Below are 25,601 nucleotides of genomic sequence, written 5' to 3'. Positions count from 1 at the left end.
TAATTAAAAAAATAAAATGGGGTTAGCAAAAACAGAAATGTTTACAGATACACAAAACCAAATTGCATTGTTTGCAAAGGTATTTGGGCATCCTGCAAGGGTTGCAATTTTACAAAAACTCTTTGAAATTGACACTTGCTATTGTGGTGATTTAGTTAATGAAATTGGACTGGCTCAACCTACTATTTCGCAACACCTAAAAGAATTAAAACATTTAGGTTTAATTAAGGGAAATGTAGAAGGAACAAGCGTATGTTATTGTATTAACAAAGAAAACTGGTTTAAAATGAAGGAAGTTATGTTTCAGTTTTTAAATCAAGATATTCCTAAAGGAGATACTTGTTGTTAAAAAAAATCAAAATAATTAATTACTCTTTTGCACTAAATCAATTAAGTTTTAATTACTACATATAATTATGAAAAAATTAAGTTTTCTAGATAGAAATCTAACACTCTGGATTTTTGTGGCTATGGTAATTGGTGTTGGAATTGGAAATTTTTTTCCAACATTCCCTAATATAATAAACTCATTTAATAGAGGCTCAACAAATATTCCTATTGCAATTGGGTTAATATTAATGATGTATCCGCCTTTAGCAAAGGTTAATTATTCTCTATTGCCTAAGGTTTTTAAAAACACAAAAATACTTACCATTTCATTAATTCTTAATTGGATTATTGGTCCCGTTTTAATGTTTTTATTGGCAATTATTTTTTTAAGAGATTATCCTGAATATATGGTTGGACTCATATTAATAGGTTTAGCCAGATGTATTGCTATGGTTTTAGTATGGAATGATCTAGCAGAAGGAAGTAGCGAATACGGAGCAGGTTTAGTAGCATTAAATAGTATTTTTCAAGTTTTTGCTTATAGTTTTTATGCTTGGATCTTTATAACTGTTCTCCCTCCGTATTTTGGGTTTGAGGGTACTATTGTTGATATTTCAATTGTAACTATTGCTGAAAGTGTAGCTATTTATTTAGGTATTCCATTTGCTATGGGTATTTTAAGTAGACTTGTATTAGTAAAACTAAAAGGAGAGAGTTGGTATACAAAAAAATTTATACCTACTATTTCGCCAATAACATTGATTGCACTATTGTTTACTATTGTGGTTATGTTCTCATTAAAAGGAGAATTGATTTTAGAAATACCTATAGATGTTTTAATTATTGCAGTACCCTTACTAATCTATTTTACATTAATGTTTATAATTGGTTTTTTCGTTACTAAATCAACAGGGGCAGAATACGATAAAACAACAGCTGTAGCATTTACAGCCGCAGGAAATAATTTTGAATTAGCTATTGCAGTTGCAATTGCAGTTTTCGGGCTAAACTCTGGGCAAGCATTTACTGGAGTTATTGGTCCTTTAGTAGAAGTTCCTGCTTTAATTTTATTAGTTCGTGTGTCTTTTTGGTTACGAAAAAAATATTACAAAAAAGCTTTAGTATAGTTATATGTGAATAAAAAAACTTGATTATGAGTTAACAAAATTAACTCATAATCAAGTTATAAAATAGTTTCTAATTTGCTACTTCACTTATAAATTTTATACGATATAGACGAAGTTCTTCATCATCATAATCACCATCAAATTCATCGATTGCTGCGTCTATATTATCGGTTTCAGATTCCATAAAGTAATCATGAATTTCTTCTTGTTGGTCTTCATCTAAAATATCGTTTAACCAATAATCAATATTTAACTTAGTACCTGAATACACGATAGCTTCCATTTCTTTTATAAAATCGGCCATTGACATACCTTTTGATGAAGAAATATCATCTAAAGGTAATTTCCTGTCTATATTTTGAATAATATAAAGTTTATTGGCAGAGTTTGTTCCTGTCGATTTTACAACTAAATCGTCTGGGCGTACAATATCATTTTCTTCAACATATTTTTCAATAAATGCGACAAAATCTTTTCCATATTTTTTAGCCTTTCCATCTCCTACACCATGTACATTAGCAAGCTCGGTTAAATTTATAGGATATTTTAGCGCCATATCTTCTAAAGAAGGGTCTTGAAAAATTACGAAAGGCGGTACACCTAGTTTTTTAGCATTCTTTTTTCTTAAATCTTTAAGCATACCCATTAAAACAGTATCTGCAACTGCGCCAGAACCTTTAGATGCTGTAATTACAGTACCATCTTCTTGTTCTCCTTCATAAATATGATCTTCGGTCATCATAAATGAAACTGGCTTTTTCATATAATTTGTACCAGCATCAGTTAATTTAATAACACCATAGGTTTCAATATCTTTTTTAAGAAAACCTGCAACCAAAACTTGCCTAAGAAGTGCCATCCAATATTTATTGGCTTTATTTTTCCCTTTTCCAAAAAATGGCTGTGTATTTGTTTTGTGCGAGTTTATTAAGGCATTTTCTTTACCAATTAAAACATTTACTAAATCTTTTGATTTATACTTTTCATTGGTATTATGTATAGTTTCAAGAAGTAATTTAACCTCTTCTTTAGCTTCAACTTTACTTTTAGGATGCCTTACATTATCATCCATATCTCCACCTTCACCAGTTTTATTATCAAACTCCTCCCCAAAGTAGTGAAGAATAAATTTTCTTCTAGATATTGAAGTTTCTGCGAAAGCAACTACCTCTTGTAATAAAGCCTGTCCTATTTCTTGTTCTGCAACAGGTTTACCAGACATAAATTTTTCAAGCTTTTCAATGTCTTTGTATGCATAATAAGCTAAACAATGTCCTTCGCCACCATCACGACCAGCTCTACCTGTTTCTTGATAATAACTTTCTATACTTTTTGGAATATCATGATGGATTACGAAACGCACATCGGGTTTATCAATTCCCATACCAAATGCAATTGTGGCTACAACTACATCTACATCTTCCATTAAAAATTTATCTTGATGACTTGATCTAGTTTTAGCATCTAACCCTGCATGATATGGTACAGCATTTATGCCATTTACTTGTAAAACTTGTGCTAATTCTTCTACTCGTTTTCTGCTTAAACAATAAACAATACCTGATTTACCTTCATTCTTTTTTATAAATTTTATGATATCTACATCTACATTTTTTGTTTTTGGACGTACTTCATAATATAAATTAGGCCTATTAAATGACGCCTTAAACGTTTTAGCATCTCCAATACCTAAATTCTTTATAATATCTTCTTGAACTTTAGGAGTGGCAGTAGCTGTTAAACCTATAATTGGAATGTTATCTCCAATACGCTTTATAATATGTCGAAGGTTTCTATATTCTGGTCTAAAATCATGCCCCCATTCACTAATACAATGCGCCTCATCAATGGCCATGAAAGATATTTTAACAGTCCTTAAAAACTCAACGTTTTCTTCTTTAGTAAGAGATTCTGGAGCAACATAAAGTAATTTTGTAACGCCATTAACAATATCTTCTTTAACCTGTTTAATCTCTGTTTTATTTAATGAAGAATTTAATACGTGCGCTACACCATCTTCTTTTGAGATACCACGAATAGCATCTACTTGGTTTTTCATTAAGGCTATTAAAGGAGAAACTACTATGGCTGTACCTTCTTGCATTAAGGCTGGCAATTGATAACACATTGATTTACCACCACCTGTTGGCATGATAACGAATGTATGATTACCTGATAATAAGCTTTCTATAACATCTTCTTGAAGTCCTTTGAATTTATTAAATCCAAAATATTTTTTTAGATCTGCATGCAAGTCACTTTTTGGTATTGACATGAAATATTTAAAATTATTTTTATTTATATCTCTAAAGTAATTAAAAATGGGTTAATTAATTTCATATTACATATAGAGAACCCTCATATTTTTTTCGTTAGTTTTGTAACGAATTATCAAATTACAACAAGGTTACAAATTTGATTATGACTAAAGATAACAAAATCTTTAAATATCAACTCAAAAAATAACAAATTTTGAAAGACAAAAGTTCTATTATTAACATAGCGAAGCAAACCATAGAGATGGAAAGCAAAGCCATTTTTAACTTGTCTAGCTTAATAACAGATGATTTTGCAGAGGCTACACAGCTCATTTACAATTCAAAAGGGCGAGTAATTATAACTGGTATTGGTAAAAGTGCCATTATTGCTAATAAAATAGTAGCAACATTAAACTCTACAGGGACACCTGCAATTTTTATGCATGCTGCAGATGCAATTCATGGAGACTTAGGTTTAATTCTTAAAGATGATGTCGTAATTTGTATTTCAAAAAGTGGAAATACACCTGAAATTAAAGTCTTAATTCCATTAATAAAAAGTGCAAACAATAAAATGATTGCAATTACTGGTAATAAAGATTCATTTCTAGGGCAACAAGCCAATTATATACTTAATACATATGTTGAGAAGGAAGCTTGCCCAAATAATTTAGCACCAACCACTAGTACAACAGCTCAACTTGTTATGGGTGATGCACTTGCTGTTTCTTTATTAGAATTACGTGGTTTTTCTAGTAACGATTTTGCTAAATACCATCCAGGTGGCGCTTTAGGGAAAAAATTATATTTACGAGTACAAGATATTTCTTCTGTTAATGAAAAACCTAAAGTTTCTCCAACTACAAATATTAAAGATATAATCGTTGAAATAACAGAAAAAATGTTAGGTGTTACAGCAGTTGTTGAAGATGATAAAATTATTGGAATAATTACAGACGGAGATTTACGAAGAATGTTAAGTAAGGTTGATGATTTTTCAAATTTATCGGCTAAAGATATTATGAGTACTAACCCAAAACACATTAAATCTGAAGCTATGGCTATTGATGCTTTAGATCTTATGGAAGTTAATGGTATTTCGCAATTATTAGTAGAAAAAAATGGTAAATATGCTGGTGTTGTACATTTACATGATTTAATAAAAGAAGGAATTATCTAATGGGGAAAAAAGATATTAATGAGATGTCTTTTTTAGATCATCTTGAAGACTTACGTTGGCATTTAATTAGAATATGTTTAGCCGTTGTTATTGTAGCAACAATAGCCTTTATATTTAGTCGTTTTATTTTTGACCAAATAATATTCGCTCCACTAGAAATGAGTTTTCCAACATATAATATGTTGTGCCAAACCGCTAATTTTATTGGCGTAAACACTACTTTCTGTGCCGAAGAAATGCCTATGATATTACAAAACAGAACTATGGCTGGACAATTTTCGGCAGATATCTGGACAGCAATTTTAGGTGGGTTTATAATTTCTTTTCCTTACGTTATTTATCAACTCTGGAAATTTATAAGTCCTGGATTACATAGTAGTGAACGTAAACATTCTCGCGGTTTTATTATTATATCCTCTATACTGTTTTTTATAGGTGTATTGTTTGGATATTATATTGTAACACCTTTATCGCTTAATTTTTTAGCTAATTATAGCATATCAACACGAGTTGATAACCAAATAGATATAAGCTCTTACATAGCTTTAGTTAGGTCTTCTGCTTTAGCATCTGGGCTAATTTTTGAGCTACCAATTATTATTTATTTTTTAACCAAAATTGGATTAGTAACACCCGAAATATTAAGAAAATATAGAAAATATGCACTTGTAGTTGTTCTTATACTATCTGCAATAATTACACCACCAGATATAGCAAGTCAAGTTATTGTAGCCATACCTATTTTAGTTTTATACCAAGTAAGTATCTATATTTCTAAAGTAGTTATAAGAAACCAAAATAAAAAAGAAAAGCATCTAGCTTGATTTTGAATAATTAAACATAACGTTATAATAGTGTATATGATTTTACTATTTTTAGCGTTCAGTATATAAAAATATGATTTTAAGAGCCGAAAATTTAATGAAGTCCTATAGCGGACGAAAAGTAGTAAAAGATGTTTCTCTTGAAGTAAACCAAGGTGAAATTGTTGGATTATTAGGACCAAATGGTGCCGGTAAAACAACATCTTTCTACATGATTGTTGGTTTAATAAAACCAAATGGCGGTCATATTTACTTAGATAATACAGAAATAACTAAATACCCAATGTACAAACGTGCACAAAACGGAATTGGTTATTTGGCACAAGAAGCTTCTGTTTTTAGAAAATTGAGTATTGAAGACAATATTTTAAGTGTGTTACAACTTACTAAATTAAGTAAGAAACAGCAACACGAAAAAATGGAATCTCTTATTGAAGAGTTTGGTTTAGAACACATTAGAAAAAGTCGTGGTGACTTATTATCTGGTGGAGAACGTCGCCGTACAGAGATTGCTCGTGCTTTAGCTACAGACCCTAGTTTTATTCTTTTAGATGAACCTTTTGCAGGTGTAGATCCTGTTGCAGTAGAAGATATTCAACGTATTGTAGCACAACTTACCAAAAAGAATATTGGTATACTAATTACCGATCACAACGTTCAAGAAACACTAGCTATTACAGATAGGACTTACCTAATGTTTGAAGGTGGTATTTTAAAACATGGTATTCCTGAAGATTTAGCTAATGATGAAATGGTACGTAAAGTGTATTTGGGTCAGAATTTTGAGCTACGTAAAAAGAAAATTAGAGAATAATTTTAATAAATTATCTACGAATAATAGATGTTATTTAAAATTAAAAATTCTGTTTTTTATTTGAAATAGCTTTATCTAAAGACAAAAAATCCAAACAAGATTTCTTCCATTTAATACTCCAAAGTCACCAACATCTGCTTTATCCTAAATTGTTTTCTCAATCTAGCATATTACTTTTAAAAGCATAATTGATTATGTGTTGAAATAAACACTATATACTTGAAGCAATTAAGGAGTTTAAGAAGTATTCTTAAATTTTGTGTTTGCGCTAATACCTCCTAAACATGTAATAAACATATTTAATTATAAAAGCACTTTAAACATTTTTAAGTAAAAAAATATTAAAGTTTATTGCTAAACTTGTTTATTCTGCTCGTTAATTAATTTCTTTTGATAACGCCCTTGTACTATATCTACAATAACTAAAACTACTATTACAAAATAGAACGTTGTTTTACTCATAGGCACAATTTCGTTTCCAAATATTTTTAAATGTGCTAAATGCCCTCCTTCTGTTACTAGCATAATACCAACTATAAATAAGATAAATAATCCTAATACTTCATACATTCTATTTTTAGCTAAAAATACAGAAATCCTATCTGCTAAAATTAACATTAACAATCCACTACAAACAATAGCAATAGCCATTATAATAAAAGCTGTTGTTGAGTTTTCAATTTCGTTAGTAAGTCCAATTGCAGCTAAAATAGAATCAAAAGAAAATACCAAATTCATAATAACAATACTAGTTACTACAGCATTTGCAGACTTTTTACGCGAAGAATCTCCTTCTACATCGTAATCTAAATCTTTTATAGAAATCATATGCCAAATTTCTTTTATAGCAGTATAAATAATAAAGCCACCACCCGCTAATACAATTAAACTGTGTCCGTTAAATGCAAATTTTAAAACATCCTCAATGCCTCCTGTTAAAAAAGAAAAAGGTTCTTGAAAAAAATCAATAATAGATACTAAAACAAAAAGCAACACAATTCTTAAAGCTATAGCTATTAAAATACCTACTTTTCTAACTCTTTTTTGATCAGAAATTGGTGCTTTTTTACTTTCTAACGAAATATATAAAAGGTTATCAAATCCTAAAACGGCTTGTAAAAGCACTAACATTAATAGTGTGAAAATGTTTTCTAACATGAGTAAAAACTTATTTTGAAGTTAAATTGTCTAAAACAGACATGAGTATATAAAGTAATATAATGATTGGAATTGCTGCAAATTGTAATACAATTAGAAGTACAATACACAAAATTATAAAGATATAGCGAGTTACATTATCTTTAAAACCATAATTTTTAAATTTTAATGCAAAAAGCTTAATTCCAGAATTAAGTATGTAGCAACTTAAAAGAGTTAGCGCTATTAAAAACCATTTATTTAAAATAATGGTATTTATAGCATCATTATTTTGAAATTCAATAATTAAAGGCAACGACATAATTAATAGCGTATTTGCAGGTGTTGGTAAACCTTTAAAGTAAGTTTGTTGATCTTCATCAATATTAAACTGAGCGAGTCTGTATGCTGAAGCTAACGTAATAAATAATCCTAAAAATGGTAATAATGGCAAATTAAAATCTAAACCAATAGCGCTTGAAGTCCAGCTATTACTAGTAACAGTTTCTGTACCAATTGTCAAACTCAATAATTTATACATAATTATTCCTGGCACTAATCCGCTAGTTACCATATCTGCAAGCGAATCCAATTGTAATCCTAATTCGCTTTGAACTTTTAGCTTTCTTGCAGCAAAGCCATCAAAAAAATCAAAAAATATACCTAAAAACACAAAAAAAGCAGCAACTACAAAATTGTTATTTACAGCAAAAATTGTAGCAATACTACCGCTCAATAAATTTAAAAGTGTAAGAGCATTTGGTATATGTTTTTTCATTTTGACTTAATTTTGATTTTGTAAAAATAACAAACAAAATGAGTCTAAAGCAATATCTATTATAATTTGAAGTTTTAAAGAATGTAAATTATGTGCATCTTTGTAAAAAATTGCGATTGAGACTTTACATTACGACATTATTTTGTGTTATATCTGCTTCTTTATTTAGCCAAACTGTTAGAAAATATTCTAATGAGTTTATGAATATTGGTGTAGATGCTGCTGCATTGGGTATGAGTAGCGCAGTTACATCTCATACAGCTGATGTAAATTCTGGTTATTGGAACCCTGCAGGACTACTAAAATTAGAAGACAATCAATTATCATTAATGCACTCTAGCTATTTTGCAAATATTGCAAATTATGATTATGCTGCTTTTGGAATGCCCTTAGATAGAAATAGCGCCATTGGTATTTCTATAATTCGTTTTGCTGTTGACGATATTTTAAACACCACGCAACTTATTGATGCTGATGGTAATGTGAATTACGATAGAATAAGTTTGTTTTCTACTGCAGATTATGGCTTAACATTTTCTTATGCAAGACAATTACCTGTACAAGGTTTAAACTATGGTGTAAATGCAAAAGTAATTAGAAGAGTTATTGGAGATTTTGCTTCATCTTGGGGTTTTGGCTTAGATGTTGGAATTCAGTTTGAAACCGATAATGATTGGAAATTCGGGATTATGGCCAGAGATATTACAACAACCTTTAATGCTTGGGCTATTGACGAAGACGAATTTGCAACCATAAGTGATGCCGTAGAAGGACAAAACCAAGAATTACCAGAAAGCACAGAAATAACAATTCCGAAATTACAAATTGGAATATCTAAATTAGTAGACTTTAATTATGATTACACTTTATTAACTTCGGTTAATTTAAATGTTAGATTTGAAGAAAATAATGATATTATCTCTACATCTGTTGCAAGTATAAATCCTGCTTTAGGTTTTGAGTTTGGGTATATTGATATGGTTTATTTAAGGGCAGGTTTAGGTAATTTTCAAAATGAATTACAGCTTGACAATAGCGAACAACTAAGTTTTCAACCAAGTTTTGGATTAGGTTTTAAATACAATGGCATTCAAATTGATTATGCTTTTACCGATATTGGCGACCAAAGTGCAGCTCTTTACTCCAATGTATTTTCTTTAAAACTTGATTTTAGCATTTTTAGATAATGAAACTTAGTTATAAACTTTTCCTATTTCTTTTTATTGTTGTAAAAATTGCTTTTGCTCAACACAATCAATTATCTCCTAATGCAGAAATTAGTGTTCTTACAGTTGGTCCCGGAACATCTTTAAATGATGCTTTTGGACATAGCGCATTCAGGATTAAAGATATTGATAACAAAATTGATATAACTTATGGCTATGGAGAATATGATTTTGATGCACCAAACTTTTATTTAAAGTTTGCACAAGGCAAGCTTAATTATTTAATAAGCAAAACTAATTTTAATAGGTTTTATCAAATTTACCAATATTATAATCGCACAATAAAAGAGCAAGTTTTAAACCTTTCGCAAGTTGAAAAACAAAAGTTATACGACTATTTAATAACTAATTACAAACCAGAAAACAGACGCTATTTATACGAGTTTTTTTATAATAATTGCGCAACAAAAATTAAAGATGTAATTAATATTGCATCAAATAATACCGTTAAATTTAATAAACCCAATGATTTTGAAGATGCCACGTTTAGAACTTTAATTCAAAATAACTTAAATAGAAATTCTTGGGGAAGTTTTGGAATTGATTTAGCATTAGGGTCTGTAATTGACAGAAAAGCAACGCCAGAAGACCATATGTTTTTACCTAAAAACATTTATAAGTTCTTTGAAAATGCTACCATAGGAAACACAATAGAACCTTTAGTTAAAAAAAGCCATGTAATATATTCTAAAAAGAAAACTACTACTCCTAGCGAGTTTTTAACAAGTCCGCTTTTTATTTTAGGACTAATCGCATTATTTATTCTTTATATCACTTATAAAGATTACAAGAATGAAAGACTAACAAAATGGCTTGATATTACACTTTTTAGTTTAACAGGAATAATAGGTTTAGTGATTTTATTACTTTGGTTTGCTACAGATCATACAGGAACACATCAAAACTATAATTTACTTTGGGCTTTTGTTCTTAATCTGTTTTTTGTTGGTCAATTTTTTAAAAAGAAAGTAGGTACTTGGTTTATAAAGTACATTAAACTTTTAATTATTCTACTTTGCCTATTAACGCTCCATTGGATTATTGGTGTACAAGTTTTTGCTATAGGACTAATACCATTATTAATTGCATTGTTTGCAAGATATATCTTCTTAGTGACGTATTTTAACAAGCAGTAAATTTAAATATCATGCAATTAACAAAATAATTACTGCCCCCTAAAGAAGATAATTGTACTCAACGTTTTTATCATAACATTCATATCTAGAAAAAAACTTCTATGTTTTATATAATACAAATCATACTGAAGTTTTAATAGGCTATCATCAATTGATGCGGCATATCTTGTATTTACCTGTGCCCATCCTGTAAGCCCTGGCTTTACAATATGTCTAGTTTCATAAAAAGGAAGCATTTGTGAGAGTTCTTTAACAAAAAAAGGACGTTCTGGCCTTGGGCCAATTAAGCTCATATCACCTTTTAAAATATTAATAAATTGAGGGATTTCATCCAATCTAGAATGCCTTAAAAATTTCCCAAAAGGCGTTATTCTAACATCACCTTTTTTTGCCCAAACAGCACCAGATTTTTCAGCATTCTTAATCATGGTTCTATACTTTATAATTCTAAAAACCTTTCCGTTTTTTCCTATTCTATCTTGTGAGTAGAAAAGAGAACCTCTATTTCCAATAATATTTCCTAAAATAATAATTGGTAAAAACAAAGCCCCAATTAAAATTCCAACTATCGAAATTATAACATCAAATACACGATGAAAAAATAAATATAATTTGTTTTGATTACTTCTACTAAATGGAAAATATTTATAAAAATCTTTACCTACAAATTGTACTGGAACACGTTGTGCCATTTCTTCGTACACTTGAGTATATTCATTAATTGGAAACCCCTCTTCAAGTAATTTAATTAAAGTATAATATATTTCTGAAGTTATATTTTCAGATTTATAACTTGCTACAACTATTTCTGATATGTTTTCTTTTTTTATGACTTCACGTATCTGCTTTGGACTATATTCTTTAATGGCATTAAATTTTACAGCTTCAATTTTATCCATTTCACAATTTACAAAGCCAATTATTTTATAATTAGGATCAGAGCTTTTAAAAGTATCAACTATAGTTTCAATATTTGAAGTTTCCCCAATTAATAATACTTTTTTATAAAATCTGGGAGACACAATAAAGCTTACATAAGCCAAACGCCATAAAAATAAAGCTATAAGTATAGCAAAATAAAAGAATAGAATTTGCAACCTATTATCTGGTAATACAGGAGTAAAAAATGGTGTTAACAGATAAAACAAAACAGTTGTAGATACTGTAAGTACTATACCTGTGGATATACTTTCTATCTTACTTGACTTTTGCAAATCATATAATTCGAATACAGTTCCAAAAATAGACACGTACAATATAAGTACAAATACCCATGCCCATTTTTCTTTTGTAAGTGTAAAATAATCAAACTCAAAGAAGTTACTAACTAAATATAACACCAATAGTATTGATAAAACATCAAAAATACGCAGAAGTATTTTTCGTTCTGATATATTAAAATGGATACTACTTTTCGACATTATTAAAGGAATAATTGAGAGACCATAAATATAGCAAGTTAATTCTTATAAGGGTAAATTATTGAAAACTTTAATCCATTGTTTTTCTACAACTTGCCAATCAAGGTTTTCTGCACTAATTCGAGCTTCTTTAACAATCTTACTTGTAGAATTTGGATTAGCAATTAAATTTTTAATAGAAGCAACAAATTCGTTAACTGAATTTGGGTTTACCAATAAACCATTTACATTATTTTTAATTAAAAAAGGCATTCCACCAACATTTGTTGATACTACAGGTAGTCCTAAAGCCATAGCTTCAATAACGCTAATAGGCATATTATCAAAGTTCGTTGTATTTATAAAAATATTATAGTCTTCTGATAGTTTAATCCATTCTTGTTTAGATAATTTTCCTGTAAAACGAACATCTAACCCTAGCTTTTGTGCATGATCTTTTGATGCTTTTAGACTTCCATCACTATCAGGCCCTATCATACAAAGCTTAGCTTCAAAGTTTTCATCTTTAAGTGCTTTCAATATATTAATTGCCAACAAAGGATTATAAATTTTTGAAAATGAACGTACCCAAAGTAATTTAATAATATTATACGTTTTCTTTCTAATTGGGTATTTTTTTAGTTCAATTGAATTTGGTATGTTAATAATGTTGTTATAACCGAATGCCTCAAAACTAGATTTAATATATAATGATGGCGCTACATTTACAAATGCATTACTAAAAATAGATTTTGATAATTTTAGTGAAGAATTAAGTCTTTCAGGCAAATTACCTCCATGAAGAATTGGAATATATTTTAACTTTAAAACCCTACACAACTTGCTTACAAAATAAGCATAATAAAAATTTAATGTGCTATAAGTATCAATTAGAACAACATCTACTTTGTTTCTATATTTAAAACACACCCATAACATATCTAACAATCTTAAGAGAATATTTTTCTTATTAGATGCAGTATAAACCTTGTAACCGGTTTTCTCAAATAATGGAGCCAACACATCTATAGACGATATATTAGCGCGTTTACTTATACCAGATTTATTACCAATGTATATTAAGGTTTTCAATGACTTATAAAGTTGATGAGTTTATACTCTTTATTTGTTGTGTTTTTTTGATACGATTTGTTTTATATTTAATATCTAATAAGCATAAGCCATACACAAATGCTGGTGCCGCGATTCGCATTGAGGAATGATTTATGGTTAAAAACCAAAAAATATAACATGAATAAAAAAAGATATTTGATTTAGTTTTTATACGAATCAGTAAAGGAGTGATTAATAAAATTAAAATTGCTACCAAGCCAAATAAACCATGTTCAGATAAAATACGACTCATTTCATTATGTGATGCAGCCTCTATACCTTCGGCTATTTGTCTTAACTCTTTTATTTTACCAACTCCAACACCTAAAACTGGGTTTTTAAAAAACTCTTCTAATTCAAATGAGATTAAATCAGAACGACCAGTTGAAATATCTGCCTTTTCTCGACCTAAAGCATCTTGATTTGCATATCTATTTTCAATTAACCCACTAGTTTGAATGGATGAAAACAACCAAATTAATAAACCTAAACTAGCAAAAACAATTACCAGCCTGCTAATTCTAAATTTGGCTTTAGTATTCACTTTTCTAAAATAAAAATAAATAAATGCAGCTATCATAAACAATGCTGTAATTATGCCTCCTCTACTAAAAGTTACTATACCTCTAAAACTTATAATTGCCAATAAAAAGCCATTTAGTAATTTTAGAAATAAAGTAGGAGAAAGCATAAAAAAACGTGCAGAAAACACAAACATACCCAACCCTAATACTGTTGATACTTGATTAGGACCAAACCCTCCTGATGCTGCAAAATTAGAACCAGTACCAGTAATTGTTTCCCTAATGTCTGGAGTATAAAGAAATAAATATGTTGTTATAGCGATTAGCGGCAAAGCCATATATAACAATATTTCATGGATATTCTTGTAACTTATTTTAAGCTTGTAACAAAAAATAGATACAATACCTAAACAAACTGGCCCACTTAAATTAAAGGCAATGGCGGTTCTTAATGTTGTTTGTTCTGTAGCAGTAAACCCAGCCACTAAAATCCCTGGAATTAATAAAAAAACATAAAGAATATAAGGTATTGGTTGCTTATTTAATTTTACAGTAAAAAGTCCCATGAGAGTAAAAAGAATAACTAAATACTTAGATGTTTCATAAAGTAAACTACCACCTGTCATTCTTAAAAACACCTCTGCTCCTACAATATAACTACAGGCCATTAAAACTTTTGTAGCTTTTTGAGATGGACTAGCTTTAAAAATCTGATTAGTAAAATAAATAAAAATTACAATTAAATATACCTTAGATAGTACTTTAAAGTTATAAACACCAAACCCAATAAGGAAGTGCAAAAGTATAGCTTTTATGTAGTTTACGTCTTTCAATTTTATTTATAATAGGCCTTATATACTTTTATAATAGTTTCAATTTGTGCATTTTTCGAATAGCACTTTTCAACATGTTTATTGAAAACTTTTGCAAAAGTGTGCCTTAAATCTTTATTTTTAATTAAATATTTTAAAGCATTGGCTAATTCTGGTACTGATGAAGCTTCCACCAAAAAACCGTTTTTAGCGTTTGAAATTACATTTACACACTCACCTACATTTGTTGAAACAACTGGTAACTTAGCAAAACCATATTCTAGTAATGCCAAAGGTAAACCTTCAGATTTAGAAGAAAGAACTCCAACATCACATTGGCTTAAAATATTAAACACATCTGGTTTACTTCCATATAGATAAACAGAATTATATAATTTAAATTCTTCTATTTTCTCTTTTATTAGCTTAGAATAAACATCGTTAAAATCTTTACCAACACAATGTAATGTCCAGTCTGGAAATGTTTTTAACACCTCTTTAAATGCCAACAATAATGTTATATGGTCTTTTTGAGGTCTTAAATTTGCTAAACAAACAATTCGTTTACCATCTATACCTTTAACACTTGTAACAGATAAAGTTTTGTTAGCAACTGCAAAGTTTGGTAAGTATGATGAATTTTTAAATTTTAATACGTTTTTTGCCCATTTTTGAAGTGGTTTATTTACACTAAAAACATGTGAAAAGTATTTTGAACACCACTTTAAAGCGCCAAACTTTCTATTTTCTAAAAACTCACTATTACCATAATGATCATGCCATATAATAATAATTTTTGGATTCAATACTCTAATGATTGTTGCTAAAAAGAATGAGCTAGAATGCGCATGAATAATATTTATACTATTTTTTTTAATAAAGTTTCGCAATTTTTTTATTGCTCCTAAATCGATGGTTTTTGTTTTATTCAAAAACAAATAGCCAACATTTTGGGACAAGCTTTCTTTTAAAAGGCCTTCTTTACGAGTTGTACACAAAAATGAACCTTCAGTCTGATCAGATAGCGCGTTAGCAATATTTACTGCAACACGTTCTGCTCCACCAGCATCCAAAGAATCTATTAATTGTAATACGCGCATTTAAGGTTTTAATAATTTAATTATTTCTGTTTCAAAAACATCTAAAGTATACTTTTGAGACCAATCACTAGCGTTATTTGACACTATTTTTAAACGCTTAGTATCTTTTAAATATTCATTAATAGTTACAACTGCCTTTTCTAAACTAGGAGCTATTAAAACACCTCTATTTCCATTATCTAGCATAAAGGGCACACATGAAATTGATGTAACAATAGGTATTACTCCAAAAAACATTGCTTCAGCAACAGCCTTTGGCCAACCTTCAGATTTTGATGGTAAAATTAAGAAATGACTTTCTTTAAGAGCTAGTTTAATTTCAGCTTGGTTTCTGTTTCCTAATATTCTAACTTTATTTTGAAGATTATTATCTACGATATAATTCTGTAAATCGTTTTTTAAAACACCTTCGCCATAAATATCAAATTTAATATTACTCCCCTTTTTTATCAAGGCTTCTACAATTTGAATTGCTAATAATGGACGCTTCCCTTCTACCAAACTACCAAGAAAAACAAATCTTAAATCCCCAGAATAGTTTCGATTTACAGGAACCTCTTTTTCTTGATTTGAAAAAGTGGCCGTAAAAAACGCTTTTATGTTTTTAGTTTGATTTTTCCAATTGCCATAAACTAAAGCAGTCATGTTTCTTGTTAAAAAAGTATTTGAGAGCAACCACTTTTGAAGTTTATAACTTTTTGGTTGATTTGAAGCATTTGGATTCCAGTTGCCTGCATATTTTGCCGTTTTAACTTTATTTGGAAAAAATATCTGAATAAAACAACCTAGCAATCCAATATTCCCAGGACATCTTAAGTGAATATGATCTGCTTCTCGGCATGCCTTAAAAATTGAAAAACAAATTAATGGTATTTTGAAAATTGAAGTAATAATTCCATAAAAAGATTTAAAAACAATTTCTGGTATGCTTTTAAATTGTATGTTATTATGCTGATAAGCTATATCTATTTCGCTTTTTTTATAATTTACTAAAGGAGCAACAATGGTAACTTTACTAACATGTTTAAGCCAGATATTCATTTCTCGAACATAAGGCGCATAGGCAAAAAAATCTTCATTTTGCTTAATATGCTTAACATGAGTTATAATTACAAAATTCATTTTTTCAAGGTATAGAATACTTTTAATAAATCTTTTGGTGTTCTTTTAATAGTATCTTTTTTAAAAGTAAAAGCATTACCAACTGGCATGGATACAGTTCTCTTACTTGGTTTTAAACCTCTTATTTTATCTAAATATTTTAACCACCCAAATAAAAATCTAGTTATAAATAATAAAGCACTTCTTATAATTCTTTTAGAACTAAGGTTTACTAAATAATTAGAAATTGCAACTGCAACTAAAGAGGCACTACCTTCTGTAATTTCACTTTCTACAACTTCGCATTGAGGGAATAAACTCCTTAAGCCTGTATAGGTAAATCTAAAAAAATCATAAGGTTCTGCATGATAAGGAAAATTTTGAGGCGCTTCAATTTGAATAATGCCTCCAACCTTTGTTACACGCTGTAATTCTGAGCAAAATAGCCATGGATTGATTGTATGCTCTATAACTTGTGCAGCTAAAACCATATCAAAACAATCATTTTTAATAGGAATAAAATGTCCATCAAAAATATAATCCGGTTTGAATTGATTATGAACATCTGAAGTTACAATATCACAATTAGGAAACATTTTTTTATAATAATCACTTTTCTCTCCTACACCAACAATAAGCATTTTACTTTTATCTGGTAAAGATTTAGCTAGAGCTGTATACCTACTGTCTATATAAAAATCTTTATTTAATGATGGTAATAATTGCCTTCTAATATAGTTTTTAAGATTAGATTTATCTAGGTGCGCTTTATCCTGTGTTGTTGCTTTTGCTTTAATAATATCCGATTCATCAAAAATAGACTCTCTACTTAATAATATAGGTGTTCCATTAAACACAGGTAATTTTGATTGGTCTTCAAATAGATAATAACTATCTGTAATCTCAGTTAGTTTTGAGTGTGTATCTGGGTGAATAATATTATTAAACATCATAATTTATTAAGATATTAAAACTTTAATCCAACTTACTGTCCGCCCTAAAGCTTCACTAAATGCTTCCTTTTTTTTTGGTGTTGTAATCGTATTACTAAATCTAATTAAAATTAATAATAGCGTAATGGCATGCCATTTTACTTTTACTTTTAAAGTTGGCTTTGGGTTTTTAGTTCGCCATATATGGAAGCCATTCCTAACAACCATTTTACCATATTTATATAAATTTGGTCTGCCTGAAGCTTCATGGTAATGGTATACCTTTGCTGCGGTATTTAAAAATAATTTACCTGTTTTTGCAACACGTATTGAAAAATCGGCATCTTCATATAATCCATAGCCTTGAAAAAAAGTAGAGAATTGATGTTTTTCAAAAACTTCCTTTTTAAAAGACGACACACCTCCCATTAATAATTCAACTTGATAAACTTTATTACTTGGCGGCAAAAAACTAACACTTCTTGCATGAGAAAATAATGGCAAAATACCTGGTGAACAATCACAATCTAATCCAAACTTTTTTCGAAGTATAAAACGCTTACTGTCTTTACGTTTCCAACCGTCAAAATAAAACTCATCAATTTTAGGTTTGTAGTTATCTCCAACAAACTCAAAATTAGTCTCATTTACAATATAACCACCAACCCCTAAAGCATCAGGGTTTTCACTATAAGTCTTTAATATGCTTTCAAAATAATCTGGTTCTAAAACCGTATCATCATCTAAAAAAAACACAATTTCAGAAATATTTGAAACCAAATTAATACCAAAATTTCGTTGTTTTGTTAATCCTCTTTGGGCTTCTTCAACTCTAAAATACTTTAAGTTATTAAATTTATTTTGCTCTAAAGAAACTTTTGTTTTTTGATTGGTAGAACCATCTACAATAAGTATTTCATCAGGATAAGATGTTTGATTTTGCACCGATTTTAGCAACTTAATTAGTGGCTCATCCCGCATGTAAGTACAAATAATTAATGTAAATTTCATATTCACACAGTATTACTTAAATAGTTAGCCCACTTGTTACTTACTTGCCATTGTTTTTTAAATATTGAAATATATTTAAACGGGTTTTTAATTGACTGATCTTTGTAAAACTTTAAAAACAATGTGGTTTTATAACCTAACAATTGATACTTAGTTGAATTTATTTTTCTGTAAAACATTACTGTTGGTGAAGGTTTTGGCTGAATTAAATCATCTTCCCATGGATGCTTAAATTGCGTTCTAAACCCACCGATAGGTGCTTTTAAATGTAAAATCTTAATATCGGGTGAGTAAATTACATCTGCACCTAGATTTCGTAATTGCATACCAAAATCTGAATCTTCTCCATAACCAAATTCCAATGCATTCCTAAAGGCAACTTTTTTTAAAAACTTAGTAGACATTATACTACTACCACCTCCAAAGGCACTCCATTGTAGGGGTGTTTTATGTTTTTCTATTTCATTTTCTTGTAAATAGCTCATGCTGATAGCATCAAATTTATAACGTTGCATTTTAATGATGACGTCTTTTAGTAAGTTTTTACCAAATTTATTATCATCGTCTGCAAGGTAAACGAAATTAGCTGTTACTTTTTGCAATGCCAGATTTCTTGCATTACAAACACCAGTTTGATGGATAAACTCATGAATTATTTTAAATGGCCAATCCTTATTTTTAATATAGTCCAACTCAGATTTCGATGTTTTATCATTATTCTGTTCTACAACTATAACTTGTTTTGGTAAAATGGTTTGATTTGAAAGATCTATTAAAACATCATATAAATATTTTTTTCTTCCTAATGTTGGAATAATAACATCAATAGTTTTATTTAAATCAATTGAAAAGTTACTAATTGGCTCTAGTTCAAAATTAATAGTGACACTATTTTTCTTTATAAAAAATGTTTTTAGAAAAGCTATTAATGGAAATTTACGCTCATAAATAATAAAATTAATTAGCAATAAAATACTCCAAACAGCTTTATAATTAAGCTTTACAAACTTAAACAACTCACTAACAGAAGCTGAAGCTTGATTAACTGAATTGTATTGTTTAAGTAAATTAGGTTCAGAATAACAAAACAAGCCTTTACTCATTCCTTTTTTTGCAATAACATTTAAAGCAAAATCAAATGTATTATTTAAATTAATTTTACTTTCAAACTTTAATAATTGTGATGCATAAATAGCTCCTACCTGACTACTCATTAGCCACGTAGGGTATTTAACGCGCTTGTTTACTTTTAAAAACGGTGAATCTTCAACATAACCAATCTGCTCTGGTAAATATTGATTCTGACTAAAAGATACCATCATGTTTTTAAGATGAAATGTCGATTTAATAGCATCAATATCTAAAGACGCTTTTAACGATTCATGACACCACACTAGTATTGTGTTTTGATTATAATTAGCAACACTAAACAAAGCTTTTAAAGGATTTTTTATGGTATTTTCAATCAATTGATTAGTCTTTAAATCAATAATTTCTATAACAGCTTCATTATTGTGAGTTAATAGAATCATCTGTTCAAAATAGATTTATAATATTTAATATTAATATCTACATTTTTTTCAATATCAAAAGCATCCTCAACTTTTAATCTTGCTGCTTTACCAATTTGCTCACAAAGCTTTTCGTTATTTAATAGTTTAAGTATTGTACTTGCATAGCCTTCAATATTTGTTGGGTGTACTAAATAGCCATTAACACCATCGTCTATTAACTCTTGTGCCCAACCTATACTAGTGTTTACAACAGGTTTTTGCATAGCCATAGATTCTATTGTTACCATGCCCAAAGTTTCAGCAAAAGAAGGATAAGCGCAAACATGCGCCTTTTTGATATGTGTTTTTACATCTTCGTATGGTATTTTTCCTAAATATTTTACTTGCTTTTTAGCTTCTTTAGTAAAAATTTGTTCCATTAATTTATAAGTAGAAACTTCTCCCGTTTTAATATCAGATGAATCCCCACCAATTAAAATTAATTGAGCATCAGGCTTTTCATTTATCACTTTATTAAAAATATGGGCTAATTCTAAAACCCCTTTTTTTCTAATAATTGTACCAATGTATAGTATTACATTTTTGTCGTATTGATGTGGACTATGGTTTTCAAAATGCTTTAATTCTAATCCGTAATGAATGGTTTTTATTTTCTTCTTGTTTAATCCGAATATTTTTTGAGTTTCTAAACCTGCATAAGTTGTAGGAGCTACATATGCTGAAGCTTTTTTTAAAGCTAATTTTTCAAACATAAAATTTTTAAATTTTTGCTTTCTACCATCAAGTTTGCAAAAATATGCATCACTACCATGAAATCTAATTACCAAGGGCACCTTAAATTTCATAAACGCTGTAATACCAGTCCAATCTGGTGCTTCAAGAATTTCTAAATCTTTTTTAACAACCAAATCATTAACATACTTCTGAATATGTTTTCTGTATAAATACCAAGTAAAGAAATTGTAATTTTCTTTTTTTATAAGATGAATTTCAACACCCTCATCATAAACAACACATGATTCATTTTGATGATAAACAAACACCGTAACATCAATTCCTTTTTTTACAAGTGCTACTGCTAAGTTTTTAATACTGGTTGCAATTCCTGCAGCAAATTTAACCTGTGGATGTGGATACTCTGATGTGATAAATCCTATTTTCATTTCAAAATTAAATCTATAGTTTTCCAAATATTTTTAGAAGCTTGAGTTGGTGCCGTTCCTGCAACAATCTCATACCATTTTTTACAAGTTTCAACATTTGATAGTTTTCCATTTAAAATCTGTTTTACCAGTCCTTCTAAATCTTTTTTATCTCTACAAAATACGGCTGCTTCTTGGCTTGGCATGCTCCTAAAGTGAACATACTTGTAATTCTGCCCTATATCTCGAATACCTTTTTTTAGCTGTGGCTGTTCGTAGTTATAATATATACAAGGCTTATTATGAGCTACAAAATCGAATACTGTTGATGAACAAACATTAGTTACAAACTCACTATGCTCGCAAACATTATACAACATTTTAAAATCTTCTGGTGCAGGTAGCACTTGATTCCATTGATTACCTACTTGTTTCCAAATAGGATCTATAACTTTAATAATATCTTTATTAGCTTCAATAACGGCATTGTATCTTGAAGTAAAATCTACAGGGCATTTTCTATAAATTATTCCTAAATTTTCACCTTTACTATTTAAGTTTCTAACAGCATTTGCTAAATCTTCTAAATAATATTGATCTAGTGGTGAGGTTGTTTCATCATCACCAGAATAACAGATGTATTTTTTATTAATATCTAGCCCATTCGCTTTAAAAAAAGTTTCTCTTGTTTCTTTTAAATCGGCATTATAATGTGGCTCAAATTGTGGTGTTCCTGTTACAAATATCTGGTTTTCTTTTACAAACGGATAGTATTGTAGTAATTCCTTTTTCATTAAGTCACTCCAAACAAAATAATAATCTGTTTCTACCACCTGCATTGCTTTAGGTACATTATCCCAAGAATATACAAATGCTACTGTTGGAATTCCTAAATCTTTTGCTGCTAATAATGCACTTATAGACTGAGTTGCTCGTTGTGTTGTACAAAACACCAAATTTGGTTTATGTGTCTCTAACTGCGCTTTACAATACTTATATTTTGAAGTTGAGCGCTCTAATTTATTTATTTTAGCTCTTAATTTTACGACTCCTTTTTCTGAAGAGTATAAACCAATTAGCCATTTAGTAAATAAACTTTTAAGGCTATTTTTTATGCCTTTATAATTAAATGGGAATTTGTAAGTAGGATAAACATCATCATTAAATTTATCTCTAGACACATTTAATTCTGCCCGTTTTCTAGCTCTAGAATAAATTGGTAATAAAGGATGTGCAGAATTATTTTCAATTTTAACTTCATTAAACCCTAAATTGTCATTTAATGAGAAAATGGTATTATTCCAATAAGTAATATCAAAACCCATATGCTCACCAATACTCTTAAAATCTGTAAAGGCGAAATTTCTTAAACCAACACCATCAGGAAAAAAAACAAATACTTTTTTTTTCATTTATTCTAATTAATTTTTAAAAGGACAAACTTCCATAAGCCCACTACATATTTTGTTTATAATATCGGTTTCAGGGAGTGCTACCTTATCTTTAAAAAGATGATCTAATTCATTAATTCCCATCTTATTATCAATTATATTTGATTTATAACTAGGTATATTTACCGATTCAAAATAATCTTGATATTTAATATCGTCTCCAAAAACATCATCAGAAAATTTTTGCCATACAGCAGGAATTCCATAAGCATGCGCAATAATAACTCCATGAAGTGAAGAAGATACTATCTTATCACATTTTAAAAAATAGTTTGTGGTTTCCTCAATATTATTGGTCATTAAATCTATTAATAAAATTGAGTCCTCATTTTTATAAAACGATTTTACTTTTTTAAAATCGCTGTAATGTGGAATTATTCCAATGGCATATTCTTTATCGATTTTAGGATTATAAAATTTTGGCAACAATAATGCTGGATCTCCATAAACCTCAGGAACACTATACCCTTGACTTATTAAATAATTTCTTGTTTGTGGTCCTCTTACAGCTAAAAACTTAGCCTTTTTAATTGTATCTGATTTTGAAATTATACCACTACCCCAAACAATACATTTACTATTTACATTCGTTAAAATACTACCTATTGTAACATATATAGGGCTAAAAAAATTATAGATTGAAAATTTTGATGGTTTACTCCAAACCACTTTTTTTTGAGATATTTTTTCAACTAAATATTTACCAAGTAAATCACCATAATTTTCTTTTGATTTTCCTTGTAATTTAATTTCATTCCACCAAAATAACCTAATTATATTAGATGAGAACATGCTTATCCTTTTTGGTTTTTCAATTTGTCGCGCTGTACTTGCTCAATAGGCAAAATATCTTGATTTTTATACTGCAATGCCTTGTAAACGGCATTTACATCTCTTGATAGTTTGCGTAATCCCATAGGCTCTAAAGACGCGGCATGGTCTGTTCCTTTCCAAGTTCTATCTATAGTGTAATGGCGTTCTATAATATTTGCGCCTAAGGTATAAGCAGCTACATCTACAGCAATTCCTAAATGATGGCCTGAAAATCCAATATGTTTAACGTCATTGCTATATTTATCATTAAGAATATTTATATCTAAAAGACATACATCTTCAAACGGTACAGGGTAACCCGATGTGCAGTTATAAAGTACTAAATCTTTATTTCTATTTTTATTTTTAAAAAGGTTTACTAAATTTTCAATTTCAGATTTAGTAGTCATTCCTGTTGATATATGTAATTCTCCTTGATAGTTATCACATAACCACTCTAACATTTCAATATTATTATTACACGCAGATGGAATTTTAATAAAACTTGGGTTTAACGATGTTATTTCTTTAGCTGATGTTAAATCCCAAACAGAAGTTGAATATGTAATACCAATTTCTTCACAATACAATTTTAGTTCTTGATGTTGATTAACATTAAACTCCAGATATTCTCTATGTGCCCCATAAGTATCTCCATAAGAATTAATTGGATTAGGATGCGGCTTATTGTATTGATCTTCGGTTAATAATTCTTTATTATTTCTCTTTTGAAATTTCACAGCATCTACATTGCAAAATATTTTAGCTACTTTAATAAGCTCTTTCGCTATTTCTATATCACCTTTATGATTGCAACCAATTTCTGCAATGATATATGGTTTTTTATACGAATTCATTGTAATTATTTATTTTAATCTAGCAATCAAAAGTTAATTATTTCAGCTAAAATACATTTTTAAAAATCAAAAAAGGATATAGAAAAATTGAATTTTAAATGAATGAGGTTTCAAGCAATATATTAATATTTGAACACTTAAAATGTTTAAAAATTATAGTGGTTTGATGCTATAATTTAGCATTAAAAAAATTATTCTCTTAGTTTATACCAATCATCATAGCTAGAAAAATCTTCAAAAACACGTTCATAGCCAGCATTTGTTAATAATTTATAAATTCCTTCTCTGTTTTTAGAAAAATTATGTTCAACAGTAATAGATCTAAATTTGTACTTAGTAAAATCAAATCCTTCAAGAATTACTAATTCACTTCCCTCGGTATCAATTGATAAATAATCTATTATTTTTGGTGCTTTATGATAGTCAAGTAAATCATTTAAAGAAATAGATTCTACTGTATAACTTATACTGTCTTTTCGTCTTTCACTATGGGCATCATCTTCGCCAAACCCTTTTACGGTTGATAAAATAGCGTTTTCAACCTCAACAAAAGATAATTTTTCGCCACTATCTTTCCATACACATCTTTTATCTATTATTGATTGTCTATTTAAAGCTAATTCTTCATGCCAACATTTTGATGGCTCTGCCAAAATACCTGTCCAATTGAATTCTTTTTCTAATAGATAAGTATTGCTTAATGAAATTCCATTAGTAGCTCCAAATTCAACAAAATATCCATCTTGTTTGAATTTAGACTCCATTAAAGCGAATAAATCCTGTTTTAATTGTGCATTTGATAACGTCTTGTACTTTAAATATTTTTCAATAAGTGAAACAGGGTATTTTTGTAAAAATAGATACTCTTCGGCTATCTTTCTTTTTGAAACTAACATATCAAGATTCTTAATTGATAAAGTTGTGAATCCAAATTTTCTTAATACCCAATTTATTGTATTTCTAAAGATCTTCTTCATACGTATGATTACAAACTAGTAATAAAATTTAAGACTTTTAAAGG

23 protein-coding genes are annotated in these 25,601 nt (G+C 29.0%); 7 read left to right on the top strand and 16 right to left on the bottom strand.

Going from position 1 to position 25,601, the window contains the following annotated elements:
• Positions 1-16 precede the first annotated feature (16 nt).
• Together Q0842_RS04170 and arsB are read left to right on the top strand one after the other, a co-directional pair.
• Complete coding sequence (locus tag Q0842_RS04170; RefSeq protein WP_298494644.1) at positions 17-349, top strand: metalloregulator ArsR/SmtB family transcription factor; 333 nt, start codon at positions 17-19, stop codon at positions 347-349.
• A gap of 61 nt (positions 350-410) precedes the next feature.
• Positions 411-1,457, top strand: a complete 1,047-nt coding sequence (gene arsB, locus Q0842_RS04165; protein ID WP_298494952.1) for an ACR3 family arsenite efflux transporter — start codon at positions 411-413, stop codon at positions 1,455-1,457.
• A gap of 70 nt (positions 1,458-1,527) precedes the next feature.
• Here arsB and Q0842_RS04160 read toward each other — a convergent pair whose 3' ends face one another.
• Positions 1,528-3,732, bottom strand: a complete 2,205-nt coding sequence (locus Q0842_RS04160; RefSeq protein ID WP_298494642.1) for an ATP-dependent DNA helicase RecQ — start codon at positions 3,730-3,732, stop codon at positions 1,528-1,530.
• A gap of 197 nt (positions 3,733-3,929) precedes the next feature.
• On the opposite strand from Q0842_RS04160, the gene Q0842_RS04155 reads away from it, so the two are divergent.
• The 3 genes from Q0842_RS04155 to lptB all read left to right on the top strand — a co-directional run bounded on the left by Q0842_RS04155 (position 3,930) and on the right by lptB (position 6,533).
• The gene (locus Q0842_RS04155) at positions 3,930-4,895 is read left to right on the top strand and encodes a KpsF/GutQ family sugar-phosphate isomerase (RefSeq protein WP_298494640.1); all 966 of its coding nucleotides are present in this window, start codon (positions 3,930-3,932) and stop codon (positions 4,893-4,895) included.
• Positions 4,895-5,719 carry a twin-arginine translocase subunit TatC gene (gene tatC, locus Q0842_RS04150; protein WP_298494638.1) on the top strand — a complete coding sequence of 275 codons (825 nt, stop codon included), beginning with the start codon at positions 4,895-4,897 and terminating at the stop codon, positions 5,717-5,719. Before Q0842_RS04155 ends, tatC begins: the two co-directional genes overlap by 1 nt.
• A gap of 73 nt (positions 5,720-5,792) precedes the next feature.
• Positions 5,793-6,533 carry an LPS export ABC transporter ATP-binding protein gene (gene lptB, locus Q0842_RS04145; RefSeq protein WP_298494636.1) on the top strand — a complete coding sequence of 247 codons (741 nt, stop codon included), beginning with the start codon at positions 5,793-5,795 and terminating at the stop codon, positions 6,531-6,533.
• Between the two features lie 354 nt (positions 6,534-6,887).
• On the opposite strand, the gene Q0842_RS04140 is transcribed toward lptB, so the two are convergent.
• The gene (locus Q0842_RS04140) at positions 6,888-7,691 is read right to left on the bottom strand and encodes a tellurium resistance protein TerC (protein WP_298494634.1); all 804 of its coding nucleotides are present in this window, start codon (positions 7,689-7,691) and stop codon (positions 6,888-6,890) included.
• 10 nt (positions 7,692-7,701) lie between these two features.
• On the bottom strand, positions 7,702-8,448 hold the full coding sequence (locus tag Q0842_RS04135; protein ID WP_298494632.1) for a CDP-alcohol phosphatidyltransferase family protein: 747 nt from the start codon (positions 8,446-8,448) through the stop codon (positions 7,702-7,704).
• A 200-nt stretch (positions 8,449-8,648) separates the two neighbouring features.
• Here Q0842_RS04135 and Q0842_RS04130 point away from each other — a divergent pair, with 200 nt between their 5' ends.
• Positions 8,649-9,635 carry a PorV/PorQ family protein gene (locus Q0842_RS04130; protein WP_298494950.1) on the top strand — a complete coding sequence of 329 codons (987 nt, stop codon included), beginning with the start codon at positions 8,649-8,651 and terminating at the stop codon, positions 9,633-9,635.
• Positions 9,635-10,810: a DUF4105 domain-containing protein gene (locus Q0842_RS04125; protein ID WP_298494630.1), complete on the top strand. Its 1,176-nt coding sequence runs from the start codon at positions 9,635-9,637 to the stop codon at positions 10,808-10,810. The genes Q0842_RS04130 and Q0842_RS04125 overlap by 1 nt, the downstream gene beginning before the upstream one ends.
• A gap of 29 nt (positions 10,811-10,839) precedes the next feature.
• On the opposite strand, the gene Q0842_RS04120 is transcribed toward Q0842_RS04125, so the two are convergent.
• The 13 genes from Q0842_RS04120 to Q0842_RS04060 all read right to left on the bottom strand — a co-directional run bounded on the left by Q0842_RS04120 (position 10,840) and on the right by Q0842_RS04060 (position 25,557).
• Positions 10,840-12,231 (bottom strand): exopolysaccharide biosynthesis polyprenyl glycosylphosphotransferase, encoded by a 1,392-nt coding sequence (locus Q0842_RS04120; protein WP_298494628.1) that lies wholly within the window; start codon positions 12,229-12,231, stop codon positions 10,840-10,842.
• Between the two features lie 45 nt (positions 12,232-12,276).
• Positions 12,277-13,302: a glycosyltransferase family 4 protein gene (locus Q0842_RS04115; RefSeq protein WP_298494626.1), complete on the bottom strand. Its 1,026-nt coding sequence runs from the start codon at positions 13,300-13,302 to the stop codon at positions 12,277-12,279.
• A gap of 4 nt (positions 13,303-13,306) precedes the next feature.
• Positions 13,307-14,680, bottom strand: a complete 1,374-nt coding sequence (locus Q0842_RS04110; RefSeq protein ID WP_298494624.1) for an O-antigen ligase — start codon at positions 14,678-14,680, stop codon at positions 13,307-13,309.
• Between the two features lie 2 nt (positions 14,681-14,682).
• Positions 14,683-15,759, bottom strand: coding sequence for a glycosyltransferase (locus Q0842_RS04105; RefSeq protein WP_298494622.1), 1,077 nt, complete (start codon positions 15,757-15,759; stop codon positions 14,683-14,685).
• Complete coding sequence (locus Q0842_RS04100) at positions 15,760-16,881, bottom strand: glycosyltransferase family 4 protein (RefSeq protein WP_298494620.1); 1,122 nt, start codon at positions 16,879-16,881, stop codon at positions 15,760-15,762.
• Positions 16,878-17,813 carry a methyltransferase domain-containing protein gene (locus Q0842_RS04095; RefSeq protein ID WP_298494619.1) on the bottom strand — a complete coding sequence of 312 codons (936 nt, stop codon included), beginning with the start codon at positions 17,811-17,813 and terminating at the stop codon, positions 16,878-16,880. Before Q0842_RS04095 ends, Q0842_RS04100 begins: the two co-directional genes overlap by 4 nt.
• A gap of 6 nt (positions 17,814-17,819) precedes the next feature.
• Entirely contained in the window at positions 17,820-18,803 is a 984-nt protein-coding gene (locus Q0842_RS04090) for a glycosyltransferase family 2 protein (RefSeq protein WP_298494617.1), read from the bottom strand.
• A 2-nt stretch (positions 18,804-18,805) separates the two neighbouring features.
• Positions 18,806-20,335, bottom strand: a complete 1,530-nt coding sequence (locus Q0842_RS04085) for a glycosyltransferase family 2 protein (protein WP_298494615.1) — start codon at positions 20,333-20,335, stop codon at positions 18,806-18,808.
• Positions 20,332-21,480 (bottom strand): glycosyltransferase family 4 protein, encoded by a 1,149-nt coding sequence (locus Q0842_RS04080; protein WP_298494613.1) that lies wholly within the window; start codon positions 21,478-21,480, stop codon positions 20,332-20,334. Before Q0842_RS04080 ends, Q0842_RS04085 begins: the two co-directional genes overlap by 4 nt.
• Positions 21,477-22,871: a CDP-glycerol glycerophosphotransferase family protein gene (locus tag Q0842_RS04075; protein WP_298494611.1), complete on the bottom strand. Its 1,395-nt coding sequence runs from the start codon at positions 22,869-22,871 to the stop codon at positions 21,477-21,479. The genes Q0842_RS04080 and Q0842_RS04075 overlap by 4 nt, the downstream gene beginning before the upstream one ends.
• Positions 22,872-22,880: 9 nt before the next feature.
• On the bottom strand, positions 22,881-23,702 hold the full coding sequence (locus Q0842_RS04070; RefSeq protein ID WP_298494609.1) for a polysaccharide pyruvyl transferase family protein: 822 nt from the start codon (positions 23,700-23,702) through the stop codon (positions 22,881-22,883).
• A gap of 2 nt (positions 23,703-23,704) precedes the next feature.
• Positions 23,705-24,580 (bottom strand): N-acetylneuraminate synthase family protein, encoded by an 876-nt coding sequence (locus tag Q0842_RS04065; RefSeq protein ID WP_298494607.1) that lies wholly within the window; start codon positions 24,578-24,580, stop codon positions 23,705-23,707.
• 191 nt (positions 24,581-24,771) lie between these two features.
• Positions 24,772-25,557, bottom strand: a complete 786-nt coding sequence (locus Q0842_RS04060; RefSeq protein ID WP_298494604.1) for an FkbM family methyltransferase — start codon at positions 25,555-25,557, stop codon at positions 24,772-24,774.
• Positions 25,558-25,601 lie beyond the last annotated feature (44 nt).

This window comes from uncultured Algibacter sp. (genome assembly GCF_947495675.1).
Classification (GTDB): Bacteria; Bacteroidota; Bacteroidia; order Flavobacteriales; family Flavobacteriaceae; genus Algibacter_B.
The sequence above is the reverse complement of the archived record's forward strand: the minus strand, read 5'-3'. Positions and strand labels throughout refer to the sequence as shown.

Coding starts and splice junctions, on each gene's coding strand:
- lptB (WP_298494636.1), top strand. CDS start 5,793: ATGATTTTAAGAGCCGAAAATTTAATGAAGTCCTATAGCGGACGAAAA.
- Q0842_RS04070 (WP_298494609.1), bottom strand. CDS start 23,702: ATGTTCTCATCTAATATAATTAGGTTATTTTGGTGGAATGAAATTAAA.
- Q0842_RS04080 (WP_298494613.1), bottom strand. CDS start 21,480: ATGAAAATAGGATTTATCACATCAGAGTATCCACATCCACAGGTTAAA.
- Q0842_RS04090 (WP_298494617.1), bottom strand. CDS start 18,803: ATGAAATTTACATTAATTATTTGTACTTACATGCGGGATGAGCCACTA.
- Q0842_RS04065 (WP_298494607.1), bottom strand. CDS start 24,580: ATGAATTCGTATAAAAAACCATATATCATTGCAGAAATTGGTTGCAAT.
- Q0842_RS04140 (WP_298494634.1), bottom strand. CDS start 7,691: ATGTTAGAAAACATTTTCACACTATTAATGTTAGTGCTTTTACAAGCC.
- Q0842_RS04170 (WP_298494644.1), top strand. CDS start 17: ATGGGGTTAGCAAAAACAGAAATGTTTACAGATACACAAAACCAAATT.
- Q0842_RS04120 (WP_298494628.1), bottom strand. CDS start 12,231: ATGTCGAAAAGTAGTATCCATTTTAATATATCAGAACGAAAAATACTT.
- Q0842_RS04135 (WP_298494632.1), bottom strand. CDS start 8,448: ATGAAAAAACATATACCAAATGCTCTTACACTTTTAAATTTATTGAGC.
- Q0842_RS04105 (WP_298494622.1), bottom strand. CDS start 15,759: ATGCGCGTATTACAATTAATAGATTCTTTGGATGCTGGTGGAGCAGAA.
- Q0842_RS04075 (WP_298494611.1), bottom strand. CDS start 22,871: ATGAAAAAAAAAGTATTTGTTTTTTTTCCTGATGGTGTTGGTTTAAGA.
- Q0842_RS04125 (WP_298494630.1), top strand. CDS start 9,635: ATGAAACTTAGTTATAAACTTTTCCTATTTCTTTTTATTGTTGTAAAA.
- Q0842_RS04085 (WP_298494615.1), bottom strand. CDS start 20,335: ATGATTCTATTAACTCACAATAATGAAGCTGTTATAGAAATTATTGAT.
- Q0842_RS04130 (WP_298494950.1), top strand. CDS start 8,649: ATGAATATTGGTGTAGATGCTGCTGCATTGGGTATGAGTAGCGCAGTT.
- Q0842_RS04100 (WP_298494620.1), bottom strand. CDS start 16,881: ATGAATTTTGTAATTATAACTCATGTTAAGCATATTAAGCAAAATGAA.
- Q0842_RS04160 (WP_298494642.1), bottom strand. CDS start 3,732: ATGTCAATACCAAAAAGTGACTTGCATGCAGATCTAAAAAAATATTTT.
- Q0842_RS04060 (WP_298494604.1), bottom strand. CDS start 25,557: ATGAAGAAGATCTTTAGAAATACAATAAATTGGGTATTAAGAAAATTT.
- tatC (WP_298494638.1), top strand. CDS start 4,895: ATGGGGAAAAAAGATATTAATGAGATGTCTTTTTTAGATCATCTTGAA.
- Q0842_RS04095 (WP_298494619.1), bottom strand. CDS start 17,813: ATGATGTTTAATAATATTATTCACCCAGATACACACTCAAAACTAACT.